Origin of the sequence: Brevibacillus borstelensis, from assembly GCF_036700025.1 — a bacterium.
Taxonomy (GTDB): domain Bacteria; phylum Bacillota; class Bacilli; order Brevibacillales; family Brevibacillaceae; genus Brevibacillus; species Brevibacillus borstelensis.
The window spans coordinates 4,393,913-4,408,962 of the sequence record NZ_CP144922.1 but is presented as its reverse complement, the minus strand read 5'-3'; the positions used below and the strand labels follow the sequence as shown (position 1 = coordinate 4,408,962).

The 15,050-nt window shown below is 54.0% G+C and carries 14 protein-coding genes; 12 read left to right on the top strand and 2 right to left on the bottom strand.

Annotated elements, in window-relative coordinates:
* Nucleotides 1–66 precede the first annotated feature (66 nt).
* Nucleotides 67–525, top strand: coding sequence for a TspO/MBR family protein (locus V5G20_RS21145; RefSeq protein WP_003388042.1), 459 nt, complete (start codon nt 67–69; stop codon nt 523–525).
* A gap of 93 nt (nt 526–618) precedes the next feature.
* Here the strand turns inward: V5G20_RS21145 and V5G20_RS21140 are convergent, their stop codons facing one another.
* Nucleotides 619–1,398, bottom strand: a complete 780-nt coding sequence (locus tag V5G20_RS21140; RefSeq protein WP_171506218.1) for a MerR family transcriptional regulator — start codon at nt 1,396–1,398, stop codon at nt 619–621.
* A 161-nt stretch (nt 1,399–1,559) separates the two neighbouring features.
* Between V5G20_RS21140 and V5G20_RS21135 the strand changes: the two genes are divergently transcribed.
* The gene (locus tag V5G20_RS21135) at nt 1,560–2,822 is read left to right on the top strand and encodes an MFS transporter (protein ID WP_243014681.1); all 1,263 of its coding nucleotides are present in this window, start codon (nt 1,560–1,562) and stop codon (nt 2,820–2,822) included.
* A gap of 202 nt (nt 2,823–3,024) precedes the next feature.
* Here the strand turns inward: V5G20_RS21135 and V5G20_RS21130 are convergent, their stop codons facing one another.
* The gene (locus tag V5G20_RS21130; protein ID WP_122958636.1) at nt 3,025–4,317 is read right to left on the bottom strand and encodes an amidohydrolase; all 1,293 of its coding nucleotides are present in this window, start codon (nt 4,315–4,317) and stop codon (nt 3,025–3,027) included.
* A 297-nt stretch (nt 4,318–4,614) separates the two neighbouring features.
* Between V5G20_RS21130 and V5G20_RS21125 the strand changes: the two genes are divergently transcribed.
* The 10 genes from V5G20_RS21125 to V5G20_RS21080 all read left to right on the top strand — a co-directional run bounded on the left by V5G20_RS21125 (nt 4,615) and on the right by V5G20_RS21080 (nt 15,049).
* On the top strand, nt 4,615–5,874 hold the full coding sequence (locus V5G20_RS21125; RefSeq protein ID WP_024983158.1) for a PQQ-binding-like beta-propeller repeat protein: 1,260 nt from the start codon (nt 4,615–4,617) through the stop codon (nt 5,872–5,874).
* A gap of 144 nt (nt 5,875–6,018) precedes the next feature.
* The gene (locus tag V5G20_RS21120) at nt 6,019–6,870 is read left to right on the top strand and encodes a MurR/RpiR family transcriptional regulator (RefSeq protein WP_024983159.1); all 852 of its coding nucleotides are present in this window, start codon (nt 6,019–6,021) and stop codon (nt 6,868–6,870) included.
* A 17-nt stretch (nt 6,871–6,887) separates the two neighbouring features.
* Nucleotides 6,888–7,934, top strand: coding sequence for a serine hydrolase domain-containing protein (locus tag V5G20_RS21115; protein WP_338462084.1), 1,047 nt, complete (start codon nt 6,888–6,890; stop codon nt 7,932–7,934).
* 38 nt (nt 7,935–7,972) lie between these two features.
* Nucleotides 7,973–9,295 carry an ABC transporter substrate-binding protein gene (locus V5G20_RS21110; protein WP_122958637.1) on the top strand — a complete coding sequence of 441 codons (1,323 nt, stop codon included), beginning with the start codon at nt 7,973–7,975 and terminating at the stop codon, nt 9,293–9,295.
* A 75-nt stretch (nt 9,296–9,370) separates the two neighbouring features.
* Nucleotides 9,371–10,318: a sugar ABC transporter permease gene (locus V5G20_RS21105; protein ID WP_338462081.1), complete on the top strand. Its 948-nt coding sequence runs from the start codon at nt 9,371–9,373 to the stop codon at nt 10,316–10,318.
* A gap of 95 nt (nt 10,319–10,413) precedes the next feature.
* Complete coding sequence (locus tag V5G20_RS21100) at nt 10,414–11,238, top strand: carbohydrate ABC transporter permease (RefSeq protein ID WP_003388031.1); 825 nt, start codon at nt 10,414–10,416, stop codon at nt 11,236–11,238.
* Nucleotides 11,225–12,211 (top strand): N-acetylglucosamine kinase, encoded by a 987-nt coding sequence (locus tag V5G20_RS21095; RefSeq protein ID WP_338462079.1) that lies wholly within the window; start codon nt 11,225–11,227, stop codon nt 12,209–12,211. Before V5G20_RS21100 ends, V5G20_RS21095 begins: the two co-directional genes overlap by 14 nt.
* On the top strand, nt 12,204–13,106 hold the full coding sequence (gene murQ, locus V5G20_RS21090; RefSeq protein ID WP_003388029.1) for an N-acetylmuramic acid 6-phosphate etherase: 903 nt from the start codon (nt 12,204–12,206) through the stop codon (nt 13,104–13,106). The genes V5G20_RS21095 and murQ overlap by 8 nt, the downstream gene beginning before the upstream one ends.
* A gap of 332 nt (nt 13,107–13,438) precedes the next feature.
* On the top strand, nt 13,439–13,771 hold the full coding sequence (locus V5G20_RS21085) for a DUF3870 domain-containing protein (protein ID WP_003388027.1): 333 nt from the start codon (nt 13,439–13,441) through the stop codon (nt 13,769–13,771).
* Between the two features lie 63 nt (nt 13,772–13,834).
* Nucleotides 13,835–15,049, top strand: coding sequence for a sensor domain-containing diguanylate cyclase (locus V5G20_RS21080; protein ID WP_003388026.1), 1,215 nt, complete (start codon nt 13,835–13,837; stop codon nt 15,047–15,049).
* The last annotated feature ends 1 nt before the right edge of the window (nt 15,050 follow it).

The window sequence follows — 15,050 nt, the reverse complement described above, 5'->3', positions numbered from 1 at the left end:
GATGAAACGAAGGCACGTCTCATAAACTATGGCAAGAAGATCAGATGTCAAAGGATGGGATGTGCGGTGAAAATCGGTACCTCCGCGCTGTTGTTTTTCGCCCTCTATGCGATATACTCATGGGCAGGCTTTCTTTATCCGGAGGGTGGGGCCTGGTACGAGGCGCTTGCCAAACCGCCAGGCACTCCACCCGCCAGCGTCTTTCCCGTCGTGTGGGGAATCTTATATGCACTTATATCGTTATCGATTGTCCAATTGGCCAGAAGCCGGCAAATGGATGGAGAAACCCTGCTGCTGTTTTTTATCAACTGGGCAGTCGTTCAGGTGTTTACCTGGCTTTTCGTAGAGAAGCATCTGCTCTTGCCAGCGGCGGCAGACACCGTGCTTGTCGCTTATTCCACCTGGCTGCTGATCAAAATGATCCGGCCCCGCAAGCGGGCGGCGGCCTATCTGCTCATCCCCTATTTGCTGTGGGCATTGTACACGGTGTATCTGTCTTGGGGGGTCTTTTTGCTCAATCGATAGGTGGATGTTTCTCACCTTGTTTGAATATTGCATGGATGCTTGGAAGCATGGAAAACCGCCGCAACGATCAGTCGTTGCGGCGGTTTTTTCGCTTCAGTCGTACTTTTTCGCTTCAGTCGTACTTTTTTCCTTGGCTGCAAATGATTCCGCAGCAGTGGATAAATAGTAAGCAAGACCTGTCTGCTGTTCCTCAAGCATCTTTCGGTGAAAGTCGTCATCCAGGAAAAAGCGCGTTCGTGCCGCAAAATCGTCAGCGCTGGTCGCATGTCCGCTCTGATTCAAGAAGGCGATATGCTCGGAAATCAGCCTGTGTACACTCTCATCGTCAAATTTGACGCCCTTCGCCAGAAAATCCGCCATTCCATCCGTAAATCGCTTCGCTTCCCGCGCCATTTGGTTCATCGCCGGGACCTCGGACGAGTCGATGGAAGGAAGAGAAAAATCATAGGTCTCCTCCAAATACCGTTTTTGTTCGGCCAGTGCCTCCATCCACTCCTCTTCGTCACAAAACCCCTTGAACATCTCTGCCTGATTCATCTGTTCACCGTTCTCTGCATGTGAAATCGATTCGTCCAGCGTTTGAATGACTCTTTCCAGCCGTTGCTTGCGGGCGAGCAGAAGCTCCTTCTGACTGGCCAGAATGGACAGCCGATCAGGGGCGCCTTCGAGCAGTTGCTTGATTTTTTCCAGCGGGAAATCAAGCTCCTTGTAAAACAAAATATGCTGCAGACGCTCCAGCTCTTTTGTTCCATACAGGCGGTACCCCGCTTCGCTAATCTCACATGGCAGCAGCAGGCCGATGGAGTGATAGTGATGCAAAGTCTTTACCGTTACGTTTGACAGCGCGGCGATTTCTTTTACCGTGTAGAGCATTTTCATCCCACTCCTCTCTGTTCATAGCGTAAAGGCTCCTCCTAGGTCAGAGTCAAGACATTCTGAATACGGAAAAAAACGTTTGACTCTCCTGCTGCAGGAGGAGGTAGAGTGAATGCGACATTCACCTGCCAGATGGCAGCAAGGGGAGGAATATGAACATGCCGACTTTCGGAATGCTGCAGCGCAACCCGTTTATACGGATGGTCCTCATCGCAAACGTGTTTTCCCAGCTCGGAATATGGATACGAAATTTCGCCATCCTCTTTTATGTCATGGAGAGAACCGGCGGAGACGCTTTTGCCGTATCCATGATCTCGGTTGCCGAATACGCGCCCATCTTTCTTTTTTCGTTGATTGGCGGGGTGCTGGCGGATCGGTGGCGTCCGAAAAAGACGATCATTTGGTCTGAACTGGCAAGCGCCCTTTCAGTTGGCGTCGTGCTGCTTGCACTCGAATCAGGGATGTGGGCGGCTGTGTTTTTTGCGACATGCGGCTCCGCTGTCCTATCGCAAATCACGCAGCCTGCCGGGATGAAGCTGTTCAAGCTGCACGTGCCGGCCGAACAGGCCCAGGCTGGCATGTCGCTATTGCAAACCGTATTTTCCATCTTTATGGTTCTCGGGCCGATTCTCGGCACAATCGCGTATCAAGCTCTCGGAATCTACCTTTCTATCCTGCTGACGGGGATAGCCTTTCTTTTCTCGGCGTGTGCGATGGTTTTTATCCCGCCTGACAACCAGGCTGGCGCTGGCGAGAGGGGCATGCAGACATCGGTGATGCAAGACATGGTGGACGGTATCCGTTACGTCGCGGCGAAAAAAGTTCTCGTCTCCTTAAACCTGTGCTTCTTGGCAGTTGGACTCGGCGCCGGTTTGATATCTCCGCTCGGAATCTTTCTCGTCACGGAAAGACTGGGTTTGTCCGCACAGGATTTGCAATGGATGACAATCCCATACGGTGTCGGCGAAATCATCGGAGGGCTGTTGACCTTTCGCTTGGCCGCCAAGATAGCGCCTCAGCGATTTCTCATGCTTGGGCTGGCTGTGAATGCGGCTGGCATCATCCTGTCTGGCTTGTCTACTGTATTATGGCTGACGATGGCGGCCCAGTTTTTGATCGCGCTTCTGCAGCCTGCCATTTTCATCGGGAACAACGCTCTGGTCATGATGCACACCGAACAAGCATACATCGGCCGGGTTACCGGCATTCGGACGCCGCTGATGACCGGTTCGATGGTAGTGATGATGAGCGTATCCGGCATAGCAGCCAGGACGCTCCCGCTGGAACTCATCTATGGCGCGGCAGGGATATGCTTTCTGTTGGCAGCACTGATCGTTTTGCCGTTTTGCAAAGCGAGGCCTGCCACTGCAAATAGAGAAGATGGACGAGCAGCTTCAGCACCATGCCGATCCCGAGAATAACGACGGGAACAAGCAGATCATCGGAGTCAAACAAACGTCCGTGCAAAAGCAAAACCAAAAAACGGGATATCGAGAATAGCATGGCCCGAGCCGGTACCGTCGGGAGAGAGGAAAAGGGTGAGGCCATATATTAATACCGCCATCATAAATGAAAAAAGCCGTCCCGCGACAGGACGGCATTGTTTCGTTCTCTCGTTTTCCCCTACAGCCCTTCTACCAACCGGGCAGCCCGACTGGCGGCTTCCCGCTGAATCTCCTCCCAGGAGAGGGTCGTCAGTTGGTGCTGTCTCATCAGAATTTGTCCGTTTACGATAACGGTGTCGACGTCTGAGCCATTGACGCTGTAGGCAACTAGTGAAAACAGATTGTGAATGGGCTGCAGGTGCGGCTGATTCAAGTCGATCAGGATCAGGTCGGCCTTTTTCCCCGCTTCCAGCGTCCCAACCTCATGGTCGATGCCGAGCAGCTTGGCGCTCTCAATCGTCGCCATGCGGAGCGCTTCCTCTGCCGAAAGCTGAGTCGGATCGCCGTAGTCGAGCTTTTGCATCCAGGTGGCTGCCTTGATCTCGGCGAACATGTCGAGTGTCGTGGCGCTGCCCGCCCCGTCTGTGCCCATCCCGACCGTGATGCCTTGCCGCTTGAACTCCATGACTGGCGCGATGCCGCAGCCAAGCTTGAGGTTGCTCACCGGATTGTGGGCGACACCGCCGCGCATGCCGCGCAAATACCCGATATCCTTGCGGGTGAGATGGACGGCGTGGGCCAACAGGACGTGCGTATGCTCGAACATGCCGAGATGGTAGAGGTATTCGGTAGGGGTCTCGCCGTAATTTTCCCGAATCTTCACGGTCTCCTCCTTGGTTTCCGCGAGGTGGATGTGAAGCGGGATGCGCCGCTGACGCGCAAGCGCAATTACCTCGCGCAAAGGTTCAGGAGGGCAGGTATAGGGGGCATGCGGACCGAACATGGTGGTGATGCGGCCATCTCCGGCACCAGACCATTTTTCCACCAGATCGATTCCTTCCCTCATTCTCCTGCCTCCGTCATCCTGCAGGAACACCAGCCCGCGAGTGAGCGAGGCCCGCATGCCGCTTTCCACGACCGCATTCGCTACAGCATCCATGCAGACGTACATGTCGGCAAACGTGGTGGTGCCCGAGCGGATCATTTCCGCGATCGCCAGCTTCGTCCCCCAATAGACGTCTTCCTCCGTCATCCTCGCTTCGGCCGGAAGCATTTTTTTGTCCAGCCAATCCATCAGCTTCAGATCGTCGGAAAAGCCGCGCAGAAGCGACATCGCCCCGTGATTGTGGGCATTGACCAGACCGGGCATGACTGCCATGCCTTTGGCGCTGATCACTTGATCCGCGGGTTGGTCGATCATCGGGGCCACCATCGCGATTTTATCCCCTTCAATCAGCAGATCGCCGGTAAAGGCCTGCTCGCCTTCCTTCATGCTCAAAATGGTGCCTTCTTTAATCAAGATACGTTTCATTCCATTTCCTCCTTCGTCCATTCTGCGAGCTCAAGTGTAAGGGTTGACGCGGCGGAAAGGTCAAGAGTATCGGAAAAATCGGGTTTTTGCGCCGGATTAGCCGGCTGGGATAAAGCAGGGACAAATAGGGACAAAGCAGGAATAAACCAGGAGCAAACCAGGAAAAAAACGGGAGCAAACCAGGAGGAAAGGAGCGGAAAAGCAAAAGTAAGAGGAAGCAAAGCAGGAATAAAGCAAACCGGGAGGAAAGTAAGATGGAGTAAGGAACGGAAATTTTTGGCATTGGGGGCTGCGTTGATGAACATAAGGACAGGGGCAAAGACAAAAGTCGCACTGCTCGCGCTTGCGCTCGCCTTGATTCTGCCGACTGCTGCACACGGCCAGACTCAAGCAGGGCAGCCGCAAACTGCGGAAACGGTCTCTTTGCCCGAGGTGAAGACCTCCGTTATCGTCTCGCAAAATGGAGAAAGCAAGGCGCTAATTCTCAAGGGTGGGGACAAGTACGAAGTAAAGTGGCAAAACTCGCTGGAAAACGAATATCTCTCCAACGTGGTTACCGACGAACAAGGGATCATGTATGTGACCGGGGCGGACGGTTTTCTCTATCGTCTCGATCAAGAAGGAAAGCTGCTGGGCAAAAGCGATCTGTGGATGTACTGGGCCCATTATCTGGAGATGGGGCGTGACGGACTGCTGTACGTCATCTGGGACAACACGCTGGAGTACGAATGGGAAGCGCCCGGCTATGTGATTGTAGTGGATAAAACAGGAAAAGAGCTTCGGGCGATCGAGTTTCCATATATGCTCAGCCGCAGCTACCGGGATTTCGATGTGGCCAGTAACGGCACGTTCTTTTTGCTCACCGATCAAGGCGTTACGGCAGTGGACAAGGAAGGAAACGTACGCTGGAGCAACAAAGAAATTCTGAGTACAGTCCCATTGCAGGAGGGAGCACTGTTCCCAAGCGTGCACAGTATCGACTGGGTTGAGTCCAAGCGCACGCTGGTCGTCGGGTTGGACGGGCGAACGTTTATCGGGTTGGACGAAGCTGGCAAGATCAGGTGGAAAAGAGAAGGGCTCGACTGGGGAGACCAGTACTATTCGTCCGATGGTATCGTTTACGTACTGGGGGAAAAAGGACTTCACTTCTTTAACGCCGCCGACGGCAAGGATATCGCTGAGGCACCCGTAGATCATGACATCCTGTCCAAGCTGGGCATCCCGAATGATGGAACGGGCGGTTACTACATTCCCCTCAGCAATAACACCATAGGAAAAATAGACCGGACGGGAAAGGTGTTGTGGAGCTATCACACACCTGAGGGAGAGACAGGGTTCGTCAGTTGGGAACGATTTTCGGATGCAGAGGGAAATCTCTACTTTGCCGATTACGGCGGAAACTTGTACGGACTCGACAAGGATGGCAAGGAGAGGTTTATTCTGGTGCGAAACGATCCGGAGTTTGTTTTCAGCAAAGTCTGGCCCGGGAAAAACGGCGCGGTGCTCATGACTGCGGATGGCATGGGGATCATTTCGATCCAACAAAAAAGAAACTAGCATAGCGAAAAAATGTCCCTCTGCGTTTGATAAAGAGGGACATTTTTTGTTCGGTGCTGTAATATTATTTATTATCGACTAATTGACGATGGAAATAAAATTTCATACAATGTAGGTAAGATTTGGTAAAAGGTCGGTGTGAGGATGCTACATGGAGGTCTTGTCAGTTTGCAGGCCATTTTGGAGGACTTGAAGCCATCCGAACGGAAAGTGGCGGATTTTATTCTCGCCCATCCGGAAGAGGTGGTCAAGCTTTCGGTACAAAAGCTTGCGGAGTTGAGCGGTGTTTCGGAGGCGACGATTATCCGGCTGGCACGTTCTCTGAACATGAAGGGCTACCAGGAGTTGAAGCTGCGCATCGCCGGTGATCTGAATAAACAGACGGCGACGGGCAGCTATAAGGAAATCATGATGGAAGGCTCGGTAGAGTCGATCATGCAGGCGGTCAGTTGGAACAATATCCAGTCGATTCAGGATACGCTTTCCGTTCTGTCGGGAGAAGAGGTTGCCAGGGCCGTCGATGCGCTGGCGAAAGCCCGCAAGATTGACGTGTACGGAGTCGGCGCATCTGCCGTCATCGCCGCCGATATTCGGCAAAAGTTTTCCCGCATCAATCTGTGGTGCGAAGCATACTCCGATTTTCACGCGCAGCTGACCTCGGCAGTCACACTGTCCGAGAGGGACGTGGCCTTCGGCATTTCCTATTCGGGACAAACAGAGGACATCATCCAATCGCTCACGGAGGCCAGGCAGCAGGGCGCGACGATTATTACGCTGACAAAATTCGGTCCCTCGCCGGTCGCGGAGCTGGCCGATATCCGGCTGTTCACCAGCTCCGTGGAGAAAAGCATCCGCAGCGGGGCCATGGCGTCCCGCATTGCGCAGCTGAATGTGATTGATATTTTGTTTATTACCCTCGTCAGCAGACAGCAGGAAGAAGTGATTCCACTACTGGAAAAGACCCGGTTGGCTGTCAGCCGTACCAAGCGGTCGTGAGAAAAGGGGAGCAGAGGATGGAAGCGGTTGGACAATTGCTGCGGACGTGGGTGGAGGAAGGACTAGTGCCGGGCGCTGCCTTGCGCATTATGCGAAAAGGACGAGTAATCTATGCCGCCGATGTCGGCAAAACAAGCTGTACCCCGCAGGGGCGGCCCGTTTCAGCGGATACCTTGTTCGATTTGGCGTCTCTTACCAAGGTGACGTCGACGCTACCTGCCGTACTGCTTTTGCTGCAGGAAGGATTGCTTCACGAAAACGATCCGCTTTCCCGATACTTCCCTGATTGCCCGGAAGAAAAGCGGGAAATTACGATCGCCCAGTTGTTGACGCATACGTCCGGATTGCCCGCAGACCTTGCGGAGCGCAGGCGTGACGGCTCTATCGCGTTGCCGGACTTGCTCTATGAAATTCCGTTGGCACACGCCCCGGGAAAGCGCGTCGTCTACAGCGACATTGGCATGATCTGGCTGGGGCTGTTGATCGAGAAGATCACCCATGAGCCTTTTGACCAGTTTCTCGAGAAAAGGGTATGGACGCCGCTCCAGATGAGACAGACTTGTTTCCGTCCGTATGCCAAGTTTTTTCCGAATATTGCGTCTACAGAGTTTTGCCGTCTGACAAACCGGTACATTTCCGGTGAGGTTCATGACGAAAAAGCCTTTGTCATGGGCGGGGTAGCAGGCCACGCCGGCCTGTTCGCGACGGCGGATGACCTTTGCCGCTATGCACAGATGTGGATGACCGGCGCACCGCCGCTAATCTCCGGGGAAATCCGAAGCCAAGCGATCCGCAACCACACGGAAGGCAAGGGAGGAAACCGCGGGTACGGCTGGGAGATAAACGGTCATGAGGGCGGCAACAGTTGCGGCTCCGGCTTTTCTCCCTCCAGCTACGGGCATACGGGATTTACCGGAACGAGTCTCTGGATCGATCCGGAACAGGAGCTGGCAGTCGTCTTTTTGACCAATGCGGTTCATTTGGGACGGGACCACAGCCTGCGCAAGCTTCGTCCTGTTCTGCATGACGCAGTCACGGCTCAACTCAAAAAGAGCCTGACCTAATAAAGCCAAAGCAGTGGAAAAAAGGGGGATGAAAGAGGATGAGGAGGTACCGATCTCGCGCATTTGTTTCCGCTATGCTGACTGCTATGCTGGTGCTCGCCGGATGCAGCGGAGGGACGAATAGTTCGCCTGCCGGAGATGGACAGAGCGGGGGGCAGACCGGCAATCCAGGCAGCAGCGCTGGCGGCGGGGCTGAGCAAGTGACGTTATCCATGCACAGCTGGCGCGTGGAGGACGCTGAGGGCTACAAAAAAATCATTCAGGCTTTCGAAGCAGAGAATCCCGGCATCAAGATTGACTTCAAGCCGTTCAAGGCAACGGAGTACAACACCATACTCAACACTGCTCTGCAGAGCGACAGCGGCCCTGACATTTTGCAGCTTCGCCCGTACGCTCCCGGAATTTCTCTTGCCGAAGCAGGGCATCTGGAGCCGCTGGATCAACTGCCAGGCATCGAGAATTTCTCGAAGGACGTACTTGCAGCTTCTACCGGCAAAGATGGAAAAGTGTACGGCGTTCCCCTCTCACTCAACTCGACACAAATTTATTACAACAAGAAACTGTTTGAACAGAACGGTTTGAGTGAACCGAAGTCCTGGGACGAACTGATCAATACGGCCAAGACGCTGAAAGACAAAGGTGTGGTGCCATTTGCCTTCGGAGCCAAGGAAGGCTGGCTGCTCTCGCTTAGCCACGGCGTCATCGCTCCCGGAACGTACAATGGCAATGCTTTCGTAGGTAAAATCCTGAATGGAGAAGCTGACTTTACCAGCCCTGAATTCGTCAAATCCATTCAGCGCATGCAAGAGCTGGTTCCTTATTTCCCGGAAAATTTTGTTGGACTTGATTTGAATGACACCCGGACGATGTTCTTCACGGAGAAAGCCGCTATGTTCATTAACGGAAGCTTTGAGCTGGAAGGATTGCAGAAAATGAATCCCGATCTGCCGCTCGATTTCTTCCCGATGCCGACGGATGACGGAAAAACCGTTTTGACGACGTGGGTAGACGGTTCTTACGCGGTCAACGCAAAGTCCAAGCATAAAGCGGAAGCGCTCAAGTTTCTCGAGTTTATGGCCAGCAAGAAGTTCGGTGAGCTGTTTGCCAACGAATTCAAACGCATCAGTGCCATCCCCGGTGTAACGACAAGCGATCCGCTCGTCAACAAAATGGCGGAGCTGTCAGCCAGCAGCTCGACCCCTTACCTGATGGTGGTCCACTTTGCAGAAGGCAATCCGACGACCAAGCAAACGCTTGAAAACGCGCTGCAAGGCATGTACTTGAACAAATTGACACCGGAGCAGGTGAGCCAAGAGGTGCAGAAATCGGCGGCGAGCTGGTTCCCCACATTCAAAAAATAACAAAGAGAATGGATTCGGCCGGTAGAGGGGCTGGTCACTCAGCCCTTTGCCGCCGACATACAAGGGGTGGTCGTCATGGGCGTACCCGAGCGGGAGCATGTACAGCCAAAAAGGAAATCGAAGGCGCGCTGGCTGCTGCATCTGTTCCCTCTCCCTGCTTTCATTTTGTATACACTGTTCGTTGTCTATCCGATCCTTTCTGCCTTTACCTACAGCATGTACGAGTGGAAAGGGATAGCCCGGGGAGCGTTTGTCGGCCTGCAAAATTTCCTGACGCTGTTTCAGGTGGAGCCGTTTAACAAACTGTTCTGGAATGCCTTTGGACACAACGTCATCTATTTTCTCGTCGAGATGGTCGTCCAGAACGGAATTGCGTTTATCCTCGCCTTTCTGATTTATCGCAAAATTCGCGGAGCGGGCTTTCTCAAGATTGCGTACTTCATGCCGCAGCTGCTTTCCGTCATTGTGGTTGGGTTTTTGTGGAAATTGATCCTGAATCCGAACTACGGGGCGCTCAATACGTTCCTGGCAAAGCTGGGGCTGGAGGAGTGGGCCAAGCCATGGCTGGGGGACCCGGATACAGCACTGCTTGCGATTATATTGGTCAATTGCTGGTTCGGGATCGGCTTTGCCGTTCTGATCTTCCTCGCGGGCCTGCAATCCATCCCGGAGGAGCTGATCGAGGCGGCGAGGCTGGATGGAGCCAAGGGGATCACTATGCTGGGACGCATCATTTTGCCGCTGATGATGCCGTCGATCACGATCATGACCATTTTCACGTTTATTCAGGCGTTTGAAGCTTTTGAGCTGGTATATGCGATGCAAGGCTCGATGGGAGAGCCGTTCCACTCTACCGATACGCTCGCGGTCTACTTTTATCGGCTCGCCTTCAGCGGTTCGGGAGGAGCAGGGGATGTTTCCATCGGACTCGGCTCTGCACTTGCCGTCGTGCTGTTTTTCATCGTAGCCTCCGTATCGGCTTTCTCGCTCAGGGTGATGCGTAAGCGTGAAATCCAGCACTGATCCAGACAACCAGGAAGCAGGCCTTCGACTACAAAAAAGCGGCGTGATTCAAAGCGGCATGTAGCAGATATGCCGCCCAAAAGGAGGAGAGCGGCATGAGAGCTGGCATCGGCAGACGTTCCCTGCAGTATCTTTTTGCCTACCTTTTCGTACTGGTAGCCCTCTATCCCATCGTCCTCATGGTCAGCTCGTCTGTTAAAACAAATGCGGAGATTTTCACAAGTCCGCTGGCATTGCCGAAGACGTTCAGTCTGGACACGTACCGGAAGCTGTGGGAGGTCGTGCCCTTTGCCGATTTTCTAATGAACAGCGTCGTGGTCAGTGTCACATCCGTGCTTCTGATCACGGTCACGTCCGCCATGGCAGCTTTTTATCTGGCGCGTTTTTCGTACAGATGGACGGGATTGCTCTACTTCTTCTTTCTGCTCGGGCTGATGATTCCGATCAAGCTCGGGATCGTCCCGCTCTTTTTGCTGATGAAAAAGCTGGGGCTGCTCAATTCGCTCTGGTCGCTGATTTTGATCTATACGGCCAGCGGCATCCCGATCTCCGTGTTTATCTTGACAGGCTTTTTTCGGACGCTGCCTGTGGAGCTGGAGGAAGCGGCGAGGATCGACGGCTGCAATCACTTTCAGGTATTTTGGCGAGTCCTGCTGCCGCTCATCCGCCCCGCTTTGGGGACGGTCGTAATCATTAACTTTATTCATGCCTGGAACGACTTCTTTTTTCCGCTGATCTTTATTCAGGATGAAGCGCTGAAAACGATTCCGGTGGGGATGATGGTGCTGTTCGGCGAGTACGAGACGGACTGGAGTCTGCTGTTCGCAGGCTTGACCCTCTCTGCCTTGCCGATGATCGCGGTATTTTTGATGGCATCCAGGCAATTTATGGAAGGGTTGACGGCTGGTGCAGTTAAATAAGGCGCGACGTTTATTTATCGGAATGGATGGAGGTGGCAGCAAAACCAAGGCTGCGATCTGTGATGAAACGGGAGAGATTGTCGGTTTTGCCGTCGGAGAAGGTGCGAACCCGCTTTCCCGGCCCTGGCCGCAGGTCGAAAACACCTTGCGTCAGCTCATAGACGAACTGATCGTACAGGCTGGCGGTACGGCGGATGACGTGGAGGGGATCTTCCTCGGCATAGCGGGTGCTGACCGGCCAGAGGTAAAAGGCTGGATTGAGAGCGCATTCGGACCGTCGTGGGGAGGACGTCTCCACATCGACAATGACGCTGCAGGTGCCCTCTATTCCGGTACGTGGGGCGGGCCGGGTATCGTGTTGATTGCCGGTACCGGTTCGATCGCCTACGCGCTGACACCTGCGGGAGAGCGCCATCGGGTCGGCGGTTGGGGGTATCTTTTGGGGGATGAAGGCAGCGGCTATGATCTGGGCAGACAGGCGGTCATTGCTGTATTGCGGGCACTCGACGGCCGCGGGGCTCCGACGCTTTTGAGCGAGCTTTTGAATCGCCACTTTGGAATCGACCGGCCCGATCAATTGATCGCCCGCTTGTACGGCTCGCCAAACCCCCGCAAGGACCTGGCTGAAGCGAGCGTCCTGGCTGAGAAGGCGGCTGCATGCGGCGACGAAGCAGCGATTCGTTGCATCAACGAGGCTGCCCGCTCGCTTTTGGAGCTGGTCGAGACATGCCGGACGCGGACTTCCAGCAGCATGCCTGTCGTTCTGGCAGGCGGGCTGCTGGAGTCAGATACGATGCTGAGAAGACGACTTTTGGAAATGGCCCGCTTTGATGTAATCATTCCGCAGGCAACTCCCGTATCGGGATGCCTGGCTGCAGCTTTGCTGCGGGCCGGGCTGCCAATCGATGAGCAGATGAAAAAAAGACTTGCAGGGAAGCAAACAGAAGGAGCAGAGGAGGACGCCCATGGGTGAAAACTTGCATGAATTGACTACGGAAATGCGAAATGCAGCTAGTGAAGCGTTGGACCAGATGACCAGCCTGGAGATTGTGACACTGATGAACGAAGAGGACAAAAAAGTAGCGCATGCCGTCGAGCAGGTTTTGCCCCAGGTGGCCAGGGCAGTCGATTTGATTTCGCGTGCGCTGGAGGACGGAGGGCGACTCTTCTATTTTGGCGCCGGTACGAGCGGACGGTTGGGAGTCCTCGATGCTTCCGAATGCCCGCCGACGTTCGGCACAGATCCGCAGCTTGTCCGGGGCGTCATCGCCGGAGGGGTTGATGCGCTGGTGGAGGCGATCGAGGGAGCGGAGGATTCGGCAGAACTCGGAAAAGAAGACGTGATGCGCAGCGGTGTCCGCGCGGGTGATGTAGTGGTGGGCATAGCCGCCAGCGGAAGGACACCTTATGTCATCGGAGCACTGGAGGCAGCCAAAGCGAGACAGGCTGTGACGATCTCGCTGTCCTGCAATCCTACCCCCGACATCAGCCAGGGAGTCGACGTCTCGATCAACATCGTGGTCGGACCCGAGGTGGTGACCGGCTCAACGCGGTTAAAGGCAGGCACGGCCACAAAAATGGTGCTGAATATGCTGACGACAGCCAGCATGGTTCACCTCGGCAAGGTTTACGGCAATCTGATGGTAAATGTCCAGGCGACCAACCAGAAGCTCAGGGAGCGGGCCAAGCACATCGTCATGGAGGTGACGGGGGCCAGCTACGAGGAGGCGGAGCGGCATATCACGCTCGCAGGCGGAGACGCCCGGGTAGCGATCGTGATGAAGCAGACCGGACTTTCGGCAGAAGAAGCACGGGAGCGATTGAACCAGGCTGGCGGAAAGCTGCGGTTGGCCATGGAAAAAAGGTAGAGAGATAGTTATGAGTGAAATACAGGCTATGCGTTTGAGGCATCGATATCGGTGCCTCTTTTTTTCGTTCACTGTAAACGAAGCTGACCTGCCAGCGCATGTGCAAGTTGCGACTTGGGAGAAGATTTCGCAACGCAAACTGCATTAGGGATGGTAAGAACAGAGGGAATAGGGTAATATTGGTTGTACTTAGTAGAAGAAAAGGCGATAGGCTATTTCCAACAACCGGGGTAGCCGTTTTCTCGTCCCACGGGGGAAGGAACACGACAAATAGATGCATCGAACAGGCGGGAACACTCCTGGACACGGAAGTAAAAGGGAGGCAAAGGCAGATGACCGACTGGTCTCAAGCAAAAACTGTACTTACGGCTGGGTTTGCTCAAATTCCAAAAGGAACGACTCTGTATGAAGTATCTTCAGTAGTTGGCTGCGTGCTCATCATCGATGTAGAGAAGGAAGTCATTTGTGACGCCAGCTTTACCTTTGTGATGGATAAGACCAGCGATTTTTTAGCCGGCCTGCTTCGCGGCAGGTCGGTTGCAGGCGGGATGACGGAGATCACCCAGGTCGTTCAGGAGCGTTTTCTGGCGCCGGGACAAGGGGCTGTATTGCAGGCGATAAGGGCTGCGGTCGAACGCTTTCTGGAGACAAAAAGGCAGTCCTGATTCCGAATTCCTAGATTGCAATGAAAATTGATTGGATTGCCCGAGTGTACGAGGGGGTAGTGCATGGTAGAGAATACGTGGTCAAGGGAAGAGTCCGTAAAGCGATTGCTCGATCGGTACAACCAATGGCTAAACCATATCGAGTCTGTTGACCGGGAAGAAATATTCGCAATCTCTCGGGAACTGGGAGGGATATTGGGTGTTTCCGAACTGGAGCAGCACGAGCAGATTCTGGACAAAATAGTCAAACTAAATGAAAAAGTGGCACATTTGTCCTGGCTATCCGAGCATTTGAAAATACTGCATGACCTCAGCCACACGTTTTCCAGAACCTACGATGAGGAAGAGATACTCACGAAGGCCTTTGAGCTGGTTTCCCGTGTAATGAGGACGGATGCCTTTTTTATCGCGCTTTACGAAGAAGGCGACAGTGAAATTCAAATCCCGATCAGTATCGATTCAGGAGTCAATTACGGTCCGATCACGCTTCCTTACGGGGAAGGGATTATTTCCAAAGTGATTGCGACTCGTGAAACCGTACATCTCCGAACCTCCCGGGATGAAACAGTGGGCGCCTCTGCCGTTCGTTGGGGCAATCCCGAAAGCGACACAAATACGTGCATTTTTGTCCCCTTGATGCTGGGGAATCAGATGAAAGGCGTCATTTCCGCGCAATCGTATCGGGAGTTTGCCTACAAAAAAGAGCACGAGGAACTGCTGAAAATCATCGGCTCTCAAGTAGCCAGCGCGGTCGAGACAGCGAGGCTGTACGATCGGATGTACCAGATGTCCTTTCGGGATGATTTGACCGGAATCCTGAATTATCGGGCTTTTCACCGCGATCTGGAGAAGCTTCTGGAAGAGGGGCAGTCATCCGTAGCACTGATCATGCTGGATTCGGACCATTTGAAAGCAGTGAACGACCAATACGGTCATCACGTAGGAGACGAGTTGATCCGCTGTATCGCCGAGGCGCTGAAAGTGAACGCGGGAGCAGGGGAGAGCGTCTACCGATACGCCGGCGACGAATTCATGCTTCTCTCTCCCGATGCAACCCTGCGCGAAATGATGGACAAGGTGCTCGCCATCCGTGAATACCTGTACAAACACCCGCTGGTTTATCAAGGGCGGCTCATCCCGGCAACAGTGAGTGCCGGGATCGCGCTTTATCCCGATCATGCCGACAGCGCGGACGGATTGAAACGGGCCGCGGATGAGGCGCTGTACCGCTCCAAGAAAAGAGGGAAAAACTGTGCGACCGTTTACGGAGCGGGATAAC